12 protein-coding genes are annotated in these 18229 nt (G+C 57.7%); 2 read left to right on the forward strand and 10 right to left on the reverse strand.

Annotation, left to right across the window (positions count from 1 at the left end):
• Nucleotide 1: 1 nt before the first annotated feature.
• Nucleotides 2–1252 carry a sarcosine oxidase subunit beta family protein gene (locus tag XH88_RS08590; protein WP_271614976.1) on the reverse strand — a complete coding sequence of 417 codons (1251 nt, stop codon included), beginning with the start codon at nucleotides 1250–1252 and terminating at the stop codon, nucleotides 2–4.
• Between the two features lie 87 nt (nucleotides 1253–1339).
• Here XH88_RS08590 and XH88_RS08595 point away from each other — a divergent pair, with 87 nt between their 5' ends.
• Nucleotides 1340–2305 carry a GlxA family transcriptional regulator gene (locus XH88_RS08595; RefSeq protein ID WP_271614977.1) on the forward strand — a complete coding sequence of 322 codons (966 nt, stop codon included), beginning with the start codon at nucleotides 1340–1342 and terminating at the stop codon, nucleotides 2303–2305.
• Nucleotides 2306–2819: 514 nt separating this feature from the next.
• Here the strand turns inward: XH88_RS08595 and XH88_RS08600 are convergent.
• The 6 genes from XH88_RS08600 to XH88_RS08625 form a co-directional block, all read right to left on the reverse strand.
• Nucleotides 2820–4259: an amidase gene (locus XH88_RS08600; RefSeq protein WP_271614978.1), complete on the reverse strand. Its 1440-nt coding sequence runs from the start codon at nucleotides 4257–4259 to the stop codon at nucleotides 2820–2822.
• Between the two features lie 800 nt (nucleotides 4260–5059).
• Nucleotides 5060–5566, reverse strand: a complete 507-nt coding sequence (locus tag XH88_RS08605) for a hypothetical protein (protein ID WP_271614979.1) — start codon at nucleotides 5564–5566, stop codon at nucleotides 5060–5062.
• Between the two features lie 538 nt (nucleotides 5567–6104).
• Nucleotides 6105–7100 (reverse strand): prephenate/arogenate dehydrogenase family protein, encoded by a 996-nt coding sequence (locus XH88_RS08610; protein WP_271614980.1) that lies wholly within the window; start codon nucleotides 7098–7100, stop codon nucleotides 6105–6107.
• Between the two features lie 228 nt (nucleotides 7101–7328).
• Entirely contained in the window at nucleotides 7329–8594 is a 1266-nt protein-coding gene (locus tag XH88_RS08615) for an ATP-grasp domain-containing protein (RefSeq protein WP_271614981.1), read from the reverse strand.
• 566 nt (nucleotides 8595–9160) lie between these two features.
• The gene (locus XH88_RS08620; protein ID WP_271614982.1) at nucleotides 9161–10186 is read right to left on the reverse strand and encodes a D-alanine--D-alanine ligase family protein; all 1026 of its coding nucleotides are present in this window, start codon (nucleotides 10184–10186) and stop codon (nucleotides 9161–9163) included.
• Between the two features lie 337 nt (nucleotides 10187–10523).
• Nucleotides 10524–11342 (reverse strand): hypothetical protein, encoded by an 819-nt coding sequence (locus tag XH88_RS08625; RefSeq protein WP_271614983.1) that lies wholly within the window; start codon nucleotides 11340–11342, stop codon nucleotides 10524–10526.
• A 1007-nt stretch (nucleotides 11343–12349) separates the two neighbouring features.
• Between XH88_RS08625 and XH88_RS08630 the strand changes: the two genes are divergently transcribed.
• The gene (locus XH88_RS08630; RefSeq protein ID WP_271614984.1) at nucleotides 12350–13690 is read left to right on the forward strand and encodes an amidase; all 1341 of its coding nucleotides are present in this window, start codon (nucleotides 12350–12352) and stop codon (nucleotides 13688–13690) included.
• Nucleotides 13691–14285: 595 nt separating this feature from the next.
• Here XH88_RS08630 and XH88_RS08635 read toward each other — a convergent pair.
• The 3 genes from XH88_RS08635 to XH88_RS08645 all read right to left on the reverse strand — a co-directional run bounded on the left by XH88_RS08635 (nucleotide 14286) and on the right by XH88_RS08645 (nucleotide 18182).
• Nucleotides 14286–15650, reverse strand: coding sequence for an MmgE/PrpD family protein (locus tag XH88_RS08635; RefSeq protein WP_271614985.1), 1365 nt, complete (start codon nucleotides 15648–15650; stop codon nucleotides 14286–14288).
• 613 nt (nucleotides 15651–16263) lie between these two features.
• Complete coding sequence (locus tag XH88_RS08640) at nucleotides 16264–17037, reverse strand: gamma-glutamyl-gamma-aminobutyrate hydrolase family protein (RefSeq protein ID WP_271614986.1); 774 nt, start codon at nucleotides 17035–17037, stop codon at nucleotides 16264–16266.
• Nucleotides 17038–17048: 11 nt separating this feature from the next.
• The gene (locus XH88_RS08645) at nucleotides 17049–18182 is read right to left on the reverse strand and encodes a M24 family metallopeptidase (RefSeq protein ID WP_271614987.1); all 1134 of its coding nucleotides are present in this window, start codon (nucleotides 18180–18182) and stop codon (nucleotides 17049–17051) included.
• Nucleotides 18183–18229 lie beyond the last annotated feature (47 nt).

Raw genomic sequence — 18229 nt, forward strand, 5'->3', positions numbered from 1 at the left:
ATCAGTGCAAATTCGGTTGGGCGCCCTGGCCCTTCTCGTCGACCAGATAACCGCGCTCGAACCGGTCGAGACGCATTTCGCGCGTCACAGCGTGCGGTTCGTTTCTGGCGATGAGGTGGGCGAAGCAGAAACCGGAGCCGGGCGTCGCCTTGAACCCGCCGTAGCACCAGCCGGCATTGAGGTAGAGATTGTCGATATGGGTGCGGTCGATGATCGGCGTGCCGTCCATGCTCATGTCCACGATGCCGCCCCACGAGCGCAGCACGCGAACCCGCGAGAGAGCCGGGATCATCGCCTTACCGGCTTCGATGACGTGTTCGACGGTGGAGAGATTGCCGCGCTGCGCATAGGAATTGTAACCGTCCATGTCGCCGCCGAAGACGAGGCCGCCCTTGTCGGACTGAGAGACGTAGAAATGGCCGGCGCCGAAGGTGACGACGCAATCGATGAAGGGCTTCAGGCCTTCTGAGACGAAAGCCTGGAGCACGTGGCTTTCGATTGGTAATCTCATGTCCGCCATCGCAGCCACTTGGGAGGAATTCCCTGCAACGGCAACGGCGAGCTTGCTGCAGCCGATAAAGCCCTTGGAGGTCTCGACGCCGGTTACCTTGCCATTTTCGCGACGGATGGCGGTCACTTCGCATTCCTGGATAATGTCGACCCCCATCGAGTCGGCGCCGCGGGCATAGCCCCACGCGACGCCGTCATGGCGGGCCGTCCCGCCACGTCGCTGGATAAGGCCGCCGTGAATCGGGAAGCGCGCGTTTTCGAAGTCGAGGAATGGGAGCATTTGCCTAACCTTCGTGCGGTCCAGCAAGTCTGCATCAACGCCGTGCAGCCGCATGGCATTGCCGCGCCGCATGTAGGCGTCGCGCTGAGCATCGGAATGGAAGAGATTCAAGACGCCACGCTGCGAGATCATGGCATTGAAGTTCAAATCCTGCTCCAGCCCTTCCCATAGTTTTAAGGAAAGCTCGTAGAAGGGATTATTGGCCGGCAGCAGATAGTTCGAGCGAATGATCGTCGTGTTGCGGCCAACGTTGCCCGAACCGATGTAAGCCTTTTCCAGGACCGCGACGTTGCGGATCCCGAATTCCTTGGCGAGATAGTAGGCGGTGGCGAGACCATGACCGCCACCGCCTACGATAATCACGTCATAATGGGGCTTCGGCTTCGGGGCGCGCCATGCAGGTTTCCATGCCGTGTTGCCGCGAAGGCCGTTCAGGAGAATGGAGAAGGCTGAGTAGCGCATAGTGTGTTCCACGTCGTTCGGCCTTGTATAGCGACGATTTTTAGGTCAAAATTTCACAGGAGAGACAGAAAAAGTCACATAACAGCCATGATTCAGCAGAGCAGCAGCAGATTGACACAAACCATGGGCTTCCTGTTGCTGCCCGATTTCGCGCTGATGTCCTATGCCTCCGCCACCGAGCCGTTGCGCGCCGCCAACCTACTTGCCGGCCAGTCTCTCTACGATGTCAGGCCGCTATCCCTGGATGGAGCTGCCGTTGCGAGTTCATCGGGAGCCGTTGTCCCTTGCGAGCGTCTCGATCAATCGCCGCTGCACACGATTTTCGTCTGCGCAGGCGGAAACCCTTCAACCTTGGGATCTGCGCCGCTCTATGCGGCTCTTCGTCACCTGTCCCGAAGCGGGGTGCGGCTGGGAGGAATTTCAGGCGGACCTTACATACTGGCCGCAGCAGGACTGCTCGACGGGCGGGTTTTTACCGTTCACTGGGAGCACGCGGCGGCTCTCATCGAGGCCTTTCCTCATCTCACTCCAAGACAGGCTCGCTTCGTACTCGACGGCAACCGCATCACCTGCGGTGGCGGCGTAGCGCCGCTGGATATGATGCATGCCCTCATCGCCGATCGGATGGGCGAAGATTTTGCCAGACGCGTCAGCGATTGGTATCTTCACACTGCAGTGGCCGAGCCGGCCGCGCCCCAGCGGGCTTCGGCAGCGGAGCGCTTTCATGTCAACCAACCCGTCCTGCTAAACATATTGGAAAAGATGGAGGCTGCAATCGAGCAGCCACTGGATCGTGCCCAGATGGCCATCTATGCGGGCGTCAGCCTGCGTCACCTGGACCGTCTTTTCTCCGAGCATCTGAATGCAGGCTATTCGGAGGTTTATAGAAATTTGCGCCTGACTCACGCCCGACGATTACTGCAGCAGAGCCCGCTTTCCGTTTCAGAGATCGCATTCGCCACGGGTTTTTCCAGCGCATCGCATTTTTCACGCGCCTATGTAAGCTTGTTCGGTAAGACCCCAAAAAGAGAGCGCCGACCGCGTACTCCTTAACTATCGCGCGATCTAACGTTAGGCATTTCAGTGTAAGCGGCACGCCAAGCGAACATCGCCCTTCCAAAAGCCAGGTAAACAGGGTGGCATCAACCTCGCCGCTAGTGCTCGCTCAGACGACCGCGCCGGCGATGCGGCGGCCGCAGAGTAGGCACCAGGCCCGTCGCCACGACTGTCGAGTGAAAGCAGTGATCTGCGCGATATTGTCGCCTCAACCGTGGGCGGCATGGAGCACTCCATGCGATGATCGGCGTTCCGAAGTCAAGCGGCACCCAAGTCGGTCCAGTGGCCGATGCCGAGGAAATGCTGGAACCTCCAACAGCGCTCCTTTCGCGAGGAGGACAAATAAGCGGCGGTGACTAGAAAACGGAAAGGCCCGTCGCGCCGTCATAGGCCACGACGCGGTAGAGCTCCGAACAAGGAGACATCGCACCGGCACTGCACGTAATGTTGAATTCGAATCTTGGACTTTGTTGTTATTGCGTTATCCGAAGCCAAACCACCGCGACAATTGTTAGCTGCGCCCCGCTCGCACGCTTGGTGTTCGGTGGCGCCATGGGCATGCCTGTTCCAGGTCGCGCGAGATGCGCACCAACGTTGCCTCGTCACCGAAACGGCCAACGATTTGAAGGCCGATTGGCAAGCCGTTAGCGCTATGAGCCAATGGCAGCGACACCGATGGATGCCCAGTGATATTGAACGCACCCATGAACCCATAGATCGCGGCTGCAGCATCCGCATCCATGAATTCCACTGCGGAAACCCTTGGATTTGTCGTACAGTAGATGCCTGCATGCGACGGGGCAACGACGGGCATCGTAGGCGTCAGCAAAATATCGAAGCCATCAATCGCCTCGCCGAGGCGGAACCGGAATCTCCGGATATCCTCAAGCAGGTCTCCCATGGAAGCTGGAGAGTTTCGGCCATACTCGTAAAGCTTGAGATTGACCGGTTCCAGAGTGTTCGCGTCGATTGTTCGGCCCATGGCCCGCGCCGCATCTTCAAGTGATTTCGCATTAAGAGCGCAGCTGCCCAGCGATATCCTTGTCCTCTCGTCGGGATCATACGGAGGGTCGATCTCCATAACAAGATGGCCCATTTCCTCCAGGAGCGAGGCGATTGTATCGACGGCTTGAAGGACCTCCAGTTCGACATCAATCCCTCCCCATTTGGTTCGCGCGACTCCGATCCGGAGAGTGCCGGTAGGTCGAAATAGCTCGTCCACATAGGGGCGGCTCGGCTGGACGATGATAAATGGATCGCCGGGATAAGCACCTGAAAAGACGTCTAATGCGGCGGCCATATCGCGCACCGTCCGACAGAGGACAAACACTCGGCTGCAGCCAAGCAGTTCGTCTTGGTTGTTCGGCCCACCAGATACACGCCCGCGGGATGGGTTCAGCCCGACAAGGCCGCACCAAGAAGCGGGAATGCGAATCGACCCGCCGCTGTCGCTGGCATGTGCAATAGGAGTGATGCCGGCCGCAACAGCTGCGGCAGCTCCAGAGGACGAGCCCCCTGCGGATCGTTCCAAATTCCATGGATTGCCGGTAATGCCGTTGAGAATGGATTGACTCATTCCGGAGGTACCAAGCTCCGGGCACGCTGTTCTCCCGATTGTACGGAGCCCTGCATCTCGCGCGCGACAAAAAAAATAGCTGTCAGTCTGGGGACGATAGCCTTTGAATAGACGACTCCCTTGTTCCTGAAGGCGGCCAGCTTCGGTAGCGCCGATATCCTTGCGGAGGAAAGGTACACCATGAAAGAGGCCCCCATCCGCGCCGACAACGGCCTCGGCATCTTCATAGAATTCGATCACGCCATTGATGCGGGGATTCACTTCGTCATGTGCGTCCCGAGCCAGCCGCGTCAGCTCCAAAGGCGTAACTTCACCGCCCTTCACAAGAGACGCTAGAGCGGTGGCGTCATGCTCGACATATTCGCTCAATCTCATCTGGAGAATACCTCACTCGCGAACCCAACTGGTGTTCACAACGCGGTCCTATGACCTTCGCCGTGCGATCCCGTAGCTGTGCTAGCGCGTACCCAATCCTCCGTGATTTTCGACTAAACCTTGGCTTGGGCGTTTCGCAACACAGTTACTGAGCTCCGAAGAAGATCTGGCCAAAAGTCGGTGTTTCAAATCCCACAACCATCATCAACGTCGCCGAATCCAACACAAACTCGCCCGGTCGATCTCAACCCGAGACATCATGAACCTCTTGCACGCAGTCGTACTGTTTACAAAGCCGCCTAAGCCCGCGTTTACGGCCTTCTCGATGTTGCAAATAGTGCAACTGTGTTGCATAATGTGACAGGCACGGGATAGCCTGTCAAGTGGAGAACCTCTCCCAAGATAGCCGGCGGATAGGTTACGACCGTGCAACGCGCATTAAGTTTGCTGAAAGTTTTCAACGCGCGTGAAGGCCGATCGGTGTAAACCAGATCGCGAAATGGCTAAGCTTGTCGTATCGATTCTTCGGGGTGGCGCCGCTGACCGAGCCGACAGCTTTCATTTGCCGCTCAAGGACCGCCACAAGCTCCAGCGCATCCGCAGCGATGCCGCCAAACGCTGCGACGCGTCGTTTGGCGGACTATCAGCTCGTATCGATGTCCAGCCAGCGAGGAATCATAGCGGGCCGCCCCAGCCTTGAGCACGGTCGATCACCCCTACTCAGACCACCGATCCTCCGTCGACCGCGCGGGGCTTGCCAGCGATGTGAAACGCCGTTTTGGCCGGCATTTTTCCTGGAGCTAAACACCAGTGCGAATGATTGCTCGCTGCGACACAATTTTTGAGACGACGATGAGTACTTTGCGCGGAAAAAGCCCGGCGTTTTCTACCCGAAGCTTGGAGCTCGCTGCTCGTCCGCCACGGCTCAGCCTCGAACCATTCACGTACTGTGACCTGGCTTTGACGAGCGGATCGGGGCGTCCTTGCTCTGGTTTCAGCTTCGCAATTGGCCTGTAGGTCAGGCGTCCCAGTCCTTCTTTCCAGCTATTCGCAGCTTGATGGCGGCTTTGCACATCTCTTTTCAGTGTAGCCACGACGGCGAAACGTTGAGGTTGACCGCGCAGTAAGACCAGACTCACGAGCATGCCGCAGGACAGCAGTAAGGTAACTTCCAGCACCGCACCGCCACCGAGCCGAACCAGCAACTCGGCGCGAATGGGAGGCAAGGCTGCGGAAATCAGATCGTGTGCCAATGCGATTTGCGAGAACCGCGCGTTCAACTTTCTGATTTCGACGACTCGCGTCAAACCTCAGGATCTATGCGCAGCTCTGAAGTATGGGCCACTACGAACATTGGTAGTTTTGTCGTTTTGCGTTCTCGAGTACTGGTGTCACGCCTGCAGAAAACACGCGGCGCGCCGCAGAAGGCCGAAACGTCTGAACCTGAACGCTATGCCGACACCGATCGCCATATGAGAAGAGCGTCTTCGCGAGGCGTCACGGGCGACAGTTAGATGCCCGAAGTTCTTTGCATTTTGCTTCTCGAAGCAAGGTGATTGCTGCATGGAAGAGAGATTCGAAGGCCACTTGCGTCGCTTCGTTCGGGTCAGAACCACCTGTGTCTATTACCTTGAAGACGAGGGCCATGGCGCGGCCCACACGTCTACAGGCCAAACTAAAAAGCTCTCGAATAAAAAGCAGAAGATCGCTGGTGAGGTTACCAAGCACGACATCGGGACGCTGTCGAACGACATTGATCGGGTTCCACCGGCAGTTAAAAGGCGTCAACATTTTTCGTGGCCCTGCGACTGGCGAACGCCTTCTGCGCATCTGAAAACCGCGATGCTATGGCGCCGCTCCGGAGCTGGGTACAAGGCAGACGCCCGGAGCCTTGCACTGCTGCGGTTGCGCGGCCTGCGGACGCCCGATTGCCTGACGGCCGAAATCGGGCATGTCAATATCCTGCCCCGCTTCGATGATCGAGCGGCGGATGGCGCGCGTGCGGGTAAAAAGGCCGAACAGCTTGTCAGCTTCGCTCCAGCGGATCGCCCTCTGCAGAGAAGCGAGATCCTCCGAAAAGCGTCCCAGCATTTCGAGGATCGCGTCGCGGTTGTGCAGGCATACGTCGCGCCACATTGTGGGGTCGGAAGCGGCGAGGCGAGTGAAATCGCGGAAGCCGGAGGCCGAATATTTGATAACCTTGCTTTTTGTGACCGTCTCCAGGTCATCGGCCGTGCCGACGATGCTGTAGGCGATGATGTGGGGCAGGTGCGAGACGATAGCCAGCGTCATATCGTGGTGCTGCGCGTCCATCGTATCGATGTTGCAGCCGCAGCGGCGCCAGAATTCGGAAAGCTTCTCCAGCGCGTCGGGGTCAGTGTCTTCCAGCGGCGTGAAGATGCACCAGCGGTTCTCGAACAGTTCGGCAAAGCCCGCATCAGGCCCTGACTTCTCCGTGCCGGCCAGCGGGTGGCCGGGGATGAAATGTACGCCCTCCGGTACGAAGGGCTGCATCTGAGCGATCACGGAGGTTTTAGTGGAGCCGACATCGGTGAGGATAACGCCCTTCTTAAGCGCCGGTGCGATCTCCTCAGCCACCGCGCCGGAGGCTCCGACGGGCACTGAGACGATGACGAGGTCGGCCCCGCGCACGGCTCCCCTCGCGTCCGTCGTGTAGGCATCGCCGAGCTTCAACTCCTCGGCGCGCTTCAGGGTCTCGGCGCTACGAGTTGCAATGGCTATATGCCCGGCTAGCCTCTCGCGGCATATGACGCGTGCTAGCGAAGAGCCGATCAAGCCGATGCCGATCAAGGCGATCTTTTCAAACATGGGTGTTGACATGAGTAGCTCTTCAGGAAAGTCGATGAGTACGGCGACTAGGCCGCTTGGCTTTTTCGGTTCAGACCATCGCAGCGCCTTGAGACCACCGCCGGCGAATTTAGCCGCGCTGGAAGATAATCGTCGAGCGCTTGCGGGGCTGCGGCTTGACTCTTGCTTCGGCCGACGATCGCGTCAAAAACCTTCCCTCCTGCTCTCGATTGCACTCATATTCGGCGACATCATTCCTTACTAGGCGCGGCGTCCGCCTGGTGAGGGTTCGCGGGCCATGGAGTCCTGTGCGCCTAGCGTCGGAAATGGTGTGATTGACCAATCGATCAAGTCGATGGCACGCTGAAGTATCGCCGCGGTCCGGGCCCGGCTAGGTGAAGCCGCCATCACGTGTCCGATAGAGTCTCGGTAATCGCCATTCTTAACGATCGACATCTTGGGTTTAACAAACAATTTGACCTCGGTGACACCTGGCACAGCAGCTGCCCGACCGTCGCCATCAATCCAATCGAGGACGCCATCGCGATCGGGAATTAGGGAGCGCCAAGCCGCAGTGTGCGACTGCTTTCGCCGCAAATCCAATTCATCGCCGATGACAAGCTTGATGTGCTCTGTGATGAGATCAATACCGTAAGCCGCCTGGATCGAGTGAGGACCTCCAGAAATGCGCGGATTGACTTCAATGACGACTGGGCCACGCTTCGTCCACCGGAGTTCAATGTTCGTTGGTCCCCAGCCAAGGTTGAGAGCTCGCAAACAGTTCAGCGAAACATCGGCGATACGCGTATGCTCGTCATCAGTCAGCGGGGCTGGGAAGGTGCCCTCAAGGAAGACAAAATGCGGTGGGGGGCCGAAGGTAGCGGCGGCAATCGCAATTAACTCGTCTCCCATTATATGGGCGCAATAATAACGGCCTTTTGCGAATTCTTCGACCAGTATCCTTGGCGACGATCGCCATGTATGCTTCCCACCCAATAGATAGGCCGTGTGTTGGGCTAACTCTTCGACGTTGCGGCACAATCGGACACCACTGCTGCCACGGCCTACGGCTGGCTTAAGAACGACCGGTAGGCCGATTTCTGCAGCCGCGCTTTCTACGTCCGTAGCATTCGCCGCCAAGCGATAAGCAGGTACTGGAACGCCGGCCTCCGCGAGAAGCTGACGTTGAGCGAATTTGTCGCAGCATCGTTCAATCGACGTGGGGTTTGGTCCCGGTAGATCGAAATGCTGACAGAGCTTGCCAACTGTCGCATAGACTGTTTCCTCGGCGCTCGTAATACCAGCAACGTCACGGGTAGCACGTAGCCGGGCGCACTCGCGGATCAGCGCATCTTGATTATCTGTGTCGACATGGATTGCCTCATTGCATTCTGCCGCAAGATAGTCGTACTGAGCCGGATCAGCCGACAGGGTGATTGGATGAAGACCAAGACCCTGGGCCGCTTGGACGTATCGCAGACCATTGCTCCTTGTGCCCTCAAGCAGTATGAGCGCTCTTCTTGCCATTGGCTGTTAACTCCTACGTTGCATGCTTTGCTCGGTCCGAGCTCACATCGGCAGCAGTTGTTCAGCCGTGCCTGACCTCAGACTCTGCGATTAGCTTGCCGTCAAACGTTCCGGCGAGCGTTACATTATCAGCGACGTACTGGGGTCGTAGAGGTCCTGTAGCTATGTTGAGAAAGGACTGATTACTCGCGCTTGACTGGCGACAAGACTACGCTTTCGGCGTATCAAAGCGTATTCTGCGAATTTGAACGGTTCGAGCGCCTTTTTGGGGGGGGCCTGTGAGTTAAGGAAATCTGCCGGCAATCCGGACACACTCCTCAAGCGGTTGCTGGAGACCGCAGTTGCATCCCAGTTCATCTGCTGCCCGAATGTAATTCGAGACCGTCAGCGTCGTTGCATTCCTCTGCATGCCCCAAAACACCCCAATTCGTTCGCTGAAAAAGAGTTCTACAGTTAATGGGCAAGCAGCGATACTACGGCATCTGGTAGGTGAAGCATCCACACACATCCAAAAAGCACCCCGCATCCAACCCGCGCGAGCAGCAGAGCGAGAGCCTGATATCCTGCTAACTTGGAGCGCTCGGGTCGCGAGTCAACGCGCGTCCCGACTGGGGAGCGCCGACGCCGAAATATCGCGTATGGGCAATATCGAGGATGCGATTGATCAAGCTCGAGAAGCTGTATCCGGCGGTGGCCGCGGCCTGAACAAAAATGCCGCGCAGTGCCGGTATCGAGTTGATCTCCAATACAAATGGCTGGCCAAAGCGGTCGATCCGAATGTCGACCCGGGCATAGTCGCGACACTGGCACGCACGAAACGTCGCAACCGACATATCCCGCAGCATTGTCGCAAGCCTCCTATCTACTTGTGCCGGGCAAAGAGGCGCGAGGGCCATGCGCTCTTTGTCTTCGTTGGTAAAGATGCGCATTTCTCGGTCGCCGAAATCCTGCTCCACCAGTGGCAAGGTTTCGGGCTCCCCGTTTCCCAGCAGGCCAACATAAATTTCTCGTCCCTCGATGTATTCTTCGACGAGTGCATCCTGGGCATACTGCGTGACGATCGCTTCTACTGCCTGCCTCAGCTGAGCGGGCTCATGTGCGAGCTGCAATCCGAAGCTGGTGGATTCGGAACGTGGCTTTACCACCACCGGGAATCGCAAATCGCAGGTTGTTTCGGCAGCGCGGCGCATGACGCGAAAGTTCGGTGTCGGCACGCCGCGATCGCGCATCAGCATCTTAGTGATCACCTTGTCGAGCGCCAGCGCATTCCCAAGCGGTCCCGCACCAGTGTAGGGCACTCCCGCCAACTCGAGCATGGCCGGAACGTGGGACAACCGGCACTCGCCCTGAATTCCGTTCGCCAAATTGAAGACGATGCCGGCGGGGGAAGCTTGCGGATCGGGTGGCATAAACCGTTCGAGCGCGGCGAGTAGTCCCTTATCGGCTTCGCAGAGCAATGTTTCGTGGCCGCCCTCATGTAGTGCCGCTACTATTCTTTCAACTGCATCGCGATCGTATTCCTCACGACAAGATTGACCGAATCGGTTGATCACACCCGTGTGATCATGATTCCGCGCTATGGCCACTCGCATGAGCGACTCCCTGGATGCTTACCCACTATCACGTTCACGCGCTTGGATTTTAAGAGCAATAGCGCATCTAGACTCCAAAGCGCTTCCATTCCTTGCAATCGGCGCGCCAAGAAAGCGGTCGTGCGAGCAAAGGCGATAAGGATGTGGTTTGGGCTGCGCAGATGAAGCGCGTAGATCTTACTATGTCCGCTTCCGAACATAGGCGTCTTCAATCGGACACCGCGAAAAAGCTCCTCCCGAGAGGCCATCAGCCTTCTCGCCGGAACCCCACCTTCGATTCGGTTGGCCCCCCAAACCGCGTTCAAGGCGTCCCGAGATCTGCCTGTCCATGAGAGCGTCAGAGCGCTTCGCCCGGTGGTGCGGAGATGTAGCAGGACGCGTAGACATAGCCGGTCGTGCGCTCTAGGCGATCCTCCATGCCGAGTGTGGCCATAGCGTTCAGGATTGTCTCACGTTCCGCTGGCGTGGAGAAGCGTCGCTGGCGCTGTCTGAACCGGTCGATGAGCTTGGTTTCCAACCCGAAATCCCGAAGGACAGCGGCTATGCCGTGATAACTGAAGGGATGCATTGCAAAGGTGACGACCCACGGGCGTGAAGGCGCCGAAGCATGATATACACGTCCAAAGGTCAGCTCGCTGGCGTAGCCCACACAGCCCGTGCTAATGAGAATGTCCGAATCCGCGAGGGCGCCATGTTCCTCAATGGTCAAGTCACGGGTTTCCAGATCAGCCGTGATGCCCGCTTCCAAAAGGCCTAGGCGCTGCGCATAGCGAACAGCCCGGAACGATGGATCTACGCCGACGAATTGGATGTCGTCGCGGAGACCGCGATTGCGAAAAAAGTTGGCATGCTCGATCTCCCGTCGGCCCGAGAGAGATCCGCTGGGTTGCAGATAGGCGGCATAGAGTTCATCGAGATCGAGATCGGTGCGGAGCAAAGCAGCGTTCACGCCATAGGAGCAACCGACATCGATAATCTTCAGCCTAGTTTTGCGTCGACAACGTCGATAGTCGGCGAAGATCCTTTCGAAGACGGGCTTCGCCCGATCTGGAATCACATAGTCCAGGGCTAGATGGGCGCGAAAATAGGAGTGAGGCCAGGTGCAATTATAGGCAGCTGTGAAATCATGCTTCGTTCCTTGAAGGTTGCTGTACACCGCACTTGCTCCTCACCGCGCCGTGGCCTTGAGGTTGGAGCCGCCGATCAGAATGGTTCTGGCTGAAGTCGACAGGAGCAGCGAAGATGCCGCGGGAGCTTTGGAGTTGCCAAGACGTTCCTTTCCACGCAATGCGATCTGAGATGGATCTGACATGCTCTTTTCTTTCTTCGTTCTATAGACGCAACGCGAACCACAACATGAGTATCGGTCGACGCTCATGTCACATCGCAACGAGGGACTCTCAAAATGCGTGCCAACTAGGCAGGAAGTAGCCGGATGGTAGGACATGTGCGTGCTCTGGGGATACGCAGATGATTCTTGGAGCGCCGACCGCGATCCTTGACAAGGATACATTCAACGCAAAAATATGAGGTCAGAAGCCGGCGAAAATTGCCTCTAGCGATCTGCGCTCGCACCGACGAACCGCGCCCACAATTGTGGTTGATAGCCAATGGTAGGAAGAGCACTCAACCTTTCTGAAGGTCAAAACGGAGATGATCTACTGCACGCCCAAGCCGCTCGGCATCCTCGTTTTGAGCCGAGTCTATTCTCTGCTGGGTCGGCTCAGTACGACTATCTCGCGGCGCAAAGCATCCACACGATCTGTATCGATACTGACAATCCTGAGGCGCTGCTGTGGGAACACCGTCAACCGGGTGCGGCGGCTGGCACAAGCGACTTCACGGGCCTTGTTAACTCGGTCTATGCGACAGCAGATTCGGCCTGCCAACATTTCGATCTAACGAAGCCGTACTCGCATCGATTGCACAATGCTGCGAAAAATTCGATCGACGTGCGATCGCGGAAAGCTGGCGTTCGAATGCCGGGCTTTTGTTGGCCAGAAAAAGCCGCAGACATGCAAAGTCTGCCGCGGGTATCCCATCTACCGCGGATTCTAGCCACTCACATGCGGGCGGTAGCAGCGACTTCCGTCGGCAGAGGCTTGAGACAAGCCCCGCCCGATGCAGTAGTGCGTGCAACAGACTCATTTCATGGCTAACTCGATGTCAATCAAGGCTATCGCAGCCGCACTTGAGGACGGCAGCCAGTCCGTGGTCGAGATTGTCGAGAACTGTATTGCTGCGGCGGAGCGGACCAATCCGTCGCTGCGCAGCTTTATTACGGTGGCAACGGACCATGCGCTAGTCCAGGCGAGGAAAGCTGATGCGCGGCGAAGGGCAAACCGCGCCCTGGGCCCTCTGGACGGAATTCCTTATGCCGTGAAGGACATGTTCCAAACGGCCGGCATCCGCACAACCGCAGGTAGCAGGGTGTTAGAGAACAATATACCGAGCACGTCGGCGGCGGCCATTTGCATGCTTGACGCAGCGGGGGCCGTCCTTATCGGCAAAACCAATCTCCACGAATTCGCCTATGGCGCGACCGGCGAGAATGGCTGGGCCGGAACGGTCGTCAACCCGCATGACGAGACAAGGCTAGCCGGCGGTTCGAGCAGTGGCTCCGCGGCAGCGGTGGCGGCAGGCATCGTGCCATTCGCACTTGGCACTGACACAGGAGGCTCGTGTCGTGTTCCGGCTGCGCTCTGCGGCATTGCCGGGTACAAGCCGAGCTACGGCCTAATCAGTCTCGACGGCGTTATCCCTTATTGCTGGTCATTAGACCACGCCGGCGTACTGGCGACCTCTGTTGACGACCTGGAGCTTGTCGTGAGGCAGATCACAAGGCTCTCGCCAGCGACGATTTCCGCGGCGTCGCTGAGAGTTGCCTTTGTCGATGGCTTCGATCAGAAATGCGAGGCGCCAGTGCGCGACGCGTTCCTAGTAACGAAGGAGCACTTGCGACGGTCGGGGGCCACTTTCGGCGCGATCGAAGTCCCGGACCAGTCGGAGGCACGTACAGTGTCGCTGATAATTCAATTGGCCGAGACTGTCGCCTACCACGGCCCCAATCTCGCCAGCGCGAGCGACCGATTCGGTCCCGATATGCGCGGCGCCATGATACTGGGGCAGTTGCTGCCTGCAGAAAAGTATATCCAGTGTATGCGCTTGATGGGAACTTACAGGCGAGCCTTTGCGCAGAACATGCAGACTTTCGACGTCCTGCTGACGCCTGCCTGCCCGATTACAGCGCCGCAAGTCGGGACTGTCGATGTGGACATTGCCGGGGAGACTTTTCCGATTGGAAATGCGCTGACGCTGTTCACTTCATTTTTCAATTTGGTAGGCGCGCCCGCGCTGGTGCTGCCAGTCGCCTTGCCGAGTAGCGGCCTGCCCGTCGCTGTGCAAATGGTTGGCGTACCCGGTTCTGATGCTCAGCTCTTCGAGGCCGCCCGTATGATCGAAAACCTACTGACAACCACAAGGCGGTCCGCACCTACACTGTGAGCCGGCCGAACGACAGCTTTGTAGATTTTCGCATTTCTGTCCTAAATTTAAAGAACGCGGCGACTTAGCTTGCAACTCGCAAACTTCGTCTGGGCACCAAGGAAACCGTTTTCCGCTTCGTCGAATGCAGCTCCTTACAATCTGTAAGCGCACCGGTCCACGCGAATCCCGATGGTGAAAGTCAACGAGGTCCCTTCGTCGTTTCTCTGCGGCGAAGTGCAGACGCGGCTTGATAGGCGATCGGGATGGAACTCGAGGACGCTGTCATCGGATATTAATTTAGGCGTCGGAGAAGACCGCGAGGGGCGTTTACGACTTCGGTGTCGAAAAACCTATCAAGTTCAACCACGAAAATCCCGCGCTACTCGGTCCGCGACCGCGTCGGCAGCCCGCCGAAATAAATGCCGCCCGGCGCGTGTCGCGTCTTCGGCGCCTTCATTGAAGCCATGCTGCATCGGAACTTCGCTGCAAGACTGCGTGTTTCCGAAACTCGCCAGCTCCCGCATTCGACCAGGTCGATGGCCAAGGTCGTCGCCGACCCACTGGCTGATAAGGGACCCGTCAGAGCGTACTGCTCATTGCTCGTGCCCGCATTTCAAACCGATGGTTCAAGTTTGCGGGTTTGATATGTCGAATAACGATTGCCCGGTGGCGACAGGGCAGCCAGGAGGGGCGGAAAGCCTTTGGTGTCAAGGCTAGCTAACGCCGAGAGGATTTCGTCCTGCCACTGCGTATGAATGTTCGCTCTGGAGATGTTTTTGAATTTCGCCACGATCTGATCGTTAGATAGCGGGTTTGCGACATCTCCCAAGGGATCCAACACGATCATCTCTTCCAGCCCTTTGCCCTGATCCATGATGACTCGGGCCGGCGTTCTGACTGGAAACGCGGTAGCAAAATCGGGCGACGGCTCAAGCTCGATACGCGCAGACAAGTCGAGTACGCGTGCGTCAGTGAGACTCTCAGCTTGAACAGGCTGTAGCGCCTCCCAACCGTATAAAGCGGCCAGTGAACAATTAAAGTAGAAGCTGTATTGCCCCCCCTCTAGGCTGCTCGGGGCGCGGTCATTTGCGAGGCGCATCGACTGTTGAAACGTCTCGATCCGCAGCCTCCGGATCTTCTCCCCTTCCGTACGCATCGCAAGGATCGCATCGATAGCTGCATGCATATAGCGGCAACATGCATATGGCTTCAAATAGCATTTTTGAACTTCCCAGGAAGATCCGAGATTACTTACTAGGAGATCACGCGTGAAACGATCGTTGTCGTCAAGAAGATCAAGCGGTCCGGTTGCGCCTGCCCGTGCGCGATAGGCCGCGGTCAGACCTGTTACGACCGCAGGGGGAATCCCCTCCTTGATCGTACTGCCCTCGAACTTTGGAGTTGCGCTTAAGAATACTATTGGTCCTTCGGACCCCGCAATCGCAAGCGCGTGAGCAGTTTGTGTTGGACTCAAACCCAAGAGACGGCCTGCTGCTGCAGCGGCCCCATAGCCAACCCAACGGCCGCTCGCGAGGGTATCGATGGTTTGAGCAGGACGAGAACTCGCAATCCGGAGTGCTATTTCATATCCCATCGCGATCGCCGTCATCATCTCCGAAACAGAGGCACCGACGGCCTGAGCTACTGCAATGGCGGCAGGGATGACGCCTGCGCCGGGGTGACCGCCTGCGGCCCGATGACCATCATCGATGTCGAGCGCGCTCGCCGCAGCGCTATTTGCCATCGCCGCGCCGACGACGCTCGACCGTTCGTCTGTCAGCCAAATGCTTGTGTCCCCTGTTCCGTAAGCTTCGAGTGCAGACTTTCTGGCAGCTTGCGCCAACGGCGATTCCAAACCCGCAGCGGCTGCACCGATCAGGTCCAGTATGAGCAGCGAAATCGCTCGCCGAGTAGCTGCGGGCAATTCGTTCGTTGGGTAGTTGCTACTGAAGTTAGCTAGCTCGTCTAGAACTGGCACTTAAGTGCTCCATAGGTACGTTGCTGGATGAATGAGGCAAGATCGTCCGCATTTTCTGCTCACCAGGGCGCTGGAGCAGCGGTAACCAGTCGAGGCCATCAGGCAATCCTCCCATGTATCTCTTCAGCAGAGCTCGCCATCTCAAGCCGGTGATTACTAGGGTGGGCCAACTGCCGCAACGAGGATACGGGAGAAGTTAAACCGACCCCGATTATGCCGCCGACCCGCCAAATCTGGTAGTGACCCCTGCCGTGCGGCATTACCCGCACGAGAGAGGACTGCGCTTTCCTGCCGGGAGGACAGACCGTCAGCCATTTAAGCAAACCGATCTCGGCCCGCAGATTGGGGACGCCTCAACCCAGCGCCGGCACTTTTAGCGGGCGTGCGCACCCTCCCAGATGTGGTAGTTTCGATGTTTGTCGGAGTGGTGTAGAAGCTCATCTTGTTTCACTAGGGTGGTTTTGGCGTTTCGGCATGCAAAACAATGTAGTGAGGATAACCACCGCGACCCGCTATTCGGGGAGAAAGGAGCTTGTCCGGGAGGCTATTGGCGCTTCCGTTCCGGTTCGTGCTTTCGTTCCGGTTCGTGAAGGCGAGTGATGTTTGCCCTTGATTAAGCCCGCTTCTGAGACCGCGTGGGTCGCTGAGGCCAGGCGGGCTCTTTTTCCGTCCGGTTGCAAGCCTTCGCGAAATTGTCGATCAGTCGACGACAGGCGGGCTCGCTGTCGTACATACATTCGGGGTGCCACTGTACGCCGATCACAAAAGGTCGATCCGGCCTCTCGATTGCTTCGATAATTCCGTCCGCAGCGCGTGCGGAGATCACGAACTCTGAAGCGAGCTGCTTGATGGCTTGATGGTGTAGGCTGTTTACTCGGAAGGACGATGACTGCTCCCCACAAAGCATCGATAATTGGGTTTCGCGCTCCACGTGGACCTCATGAACGGTCTGATCCAGGGGCGTACCGTCGCGGTGATCGATTGCAGATGTGAGCTCATCGAGGGTATGAGGATAAATAGTGCCTCCAGCGACTACATTAAGAAGTTGCATTCCTCGGCAAATGCCGAGAATGGGTATTCTCCGATCAAGCGCTGAACGGGCGAGCGCGAATTCGTACCGGTCGCGTTCCGGAATCATTCGTTGAATTGCCTGGTGTGGCGAGGCGCCATAGAGCTCCGCCGGAAAATCTCCACCGCCCGTGAGTACGACGCCGGAAATGTGGTCGAGTACCGCGGCCACTTCATCTGCATTGACGTACGGTAATATGACGGGCAGCGCGCCGGCTCTCTCGATTGCTCGCACGTAGTGGGCGGAACAGAAATAGCCGTCTTTCTCGACATCGAAGTTGCTAACGATGCCTATTACGGGGCGAGCGGACTTGGCCATCGGGAGGATCCTCAGAGGCGAGAGAAGAGCTTGCGCTCCATTCGAGTTAGGCGTTCCGGTCCTTGATCCGTAACCAACACCGTCTCACTGAAGCCCATGCCAGCTGCCATCATCAACATGTGGAACACCATTCCAGTTTCTAACACCCACTCCACACCTGGAACGAATTCCCGGATGAACTCGCCGGCAGAAGGACGGTAATTTAGACCTAGTGAATAACCTGCGCGGTTCGTGTATGTTTCGCGGAGGCCAGAGGCGAGGAGCGGCTCGCGACAAGCTCGGTCCACTACGCCAGCCGATGTCCCCGGTCGCATTAGCGCTATTGCTTCGTCTTGGATGCGGATGATCGTCTCAGCGATGCGTCGCTGGTCGTCGGTTGGTTGGCCCACCACCGCCGTGCGCATTAAGCGAGCCCAATACTTCTGATGGATCCCCTGGAGTTCGAAATAGACCGCATCGCCCTGTTCGAGGCTCCGGTCGGAGTAATCTCCGTGAAGCTGATCCGTTCGGTTGCCGGACATAATGATGCCGCTCAAGGGCAATCCCGAGCCGGCGCCCACGAGCGCATTGAAAACCGCTCCCGCGACCACCCGCTCCGTCGCGCCCGGCGCGATTGCTTCAATGCCAGCGCGTATGCCGACCTCAACTTGGCGGGCCGCTTGCCGCAAGTAATCTATTTCCCGCGGCGATTTGATCAGGCGAAGTTGGTCGACAATGCGTGGCTCCCTCACCAAAGTTGCTTTCGGTAGGAGCGCTTGCAGCATCTTCCAACGTTCCACCGTTAGGAACCATGAGTGCTCATCCACCCCGATACGCCCGCCGGCCAGGCCGAAGCCATCGAGCGCCCTCCGAGCTGCATCGAGCCAAACGGGGACTGGATCAGCCGCATCTGCATAGATCGTATGGCTTTTTACCCATGACGTGCTGCGCGCGGCCGGGATTTCCATATCGCGCAAGATCAGCGTCGGCTCGCCGCTGCCTGGGACTGCAAGAGCATGATAGGAGAAATAGCCAGTCGTATAGAAACCTGTCAGGTAGAGAATATTTTCGGGTTGATGCAGTAGCAATACGGGAAGATCATGCTTCGCCATCTCTTCTTGCGTGCGCCGCAGTCGTTCTCGATATTCTGCGACGTCGAAATCCATCCCGCTCTGCTCAGATCTATTCACCAGGTCGGCTCCTTTGGTTGTCT

The organism is Bradyrhizobium sp. CCBAU 51627 (assembly GCF_028128765.1).
Taxonomy (GTDB): Bacteria; Pseudomonadota; Alphaproteobacteria; order Rhizobiales; family Xanthobacteraceae; genus Bradyrhizobium.

Bases quoted from the DNA above. Each gene is read 5' to 3' on its own strand.
- XH88_RS08590 (WP_271614976.1), bottom strand. From the start codon at position 1,252: ATGCGCTACTCAGCCTTCTCCATTCTCCTGAACGGCCTTCGCGGCAAC.
- XH88_RS08595 (WP_271614977.1), top strand. From the start codon at position 1,340: ATGATTCAGCAGAGCAGCAGCAGATTGACACAAACCATGGGCTTCCTG.
- XH88_RS08600 (WP_271614978.1), bottom strand. From the start codon at position 4,259: ATGAGATTGAGCGAATATGTCGAGCATGACGCCACCGCTCTAGCGTCT.
- XH88_RS08610 (WP_271614980.1), bottom strand. From the start codon at position 7,100: ATGTCAACACCCATGTTTGAAAAGATCGCCTTGATCGGCATCGGCTTG.
- XH88_RS08615 (WP_271614981.1), bottom strand. From the start codon at position 8,594: ATGGCAAGAAGAGCGCTCATACTGCTTGAGGGCACAAGGAGCAATGGT.
- XH88_RS08620 (WP_271614982.1), bottom strand. From the start codon at position 10,186: ATGCGAGTGGCCATAGCGCGGAATCATGATCACACGGGTGTGATCAAC.
- XH88_RS08630 (WP_271614984.1), top strand. From the start codon at position 12,350: ATGTCAATCAAGGCTATCGCAGCCGCACTTGAGGACGGCAGCCAGTCC.
- XH88_RS08640 (WP_271614986.1), bottom strand. From the start codon at position 17,037: ATGGCCAAGTCCGCTCGCCCCGTAATAGGCATCGTTAGCAACTTCGAT.
- XH88_RS08645 (WP_271614987.1), bottom strand. From the start codon at position 18,182: ATGGATTTCGACGTCGCAGAATATCGAGAACGACTGCGGCGCACGCAA.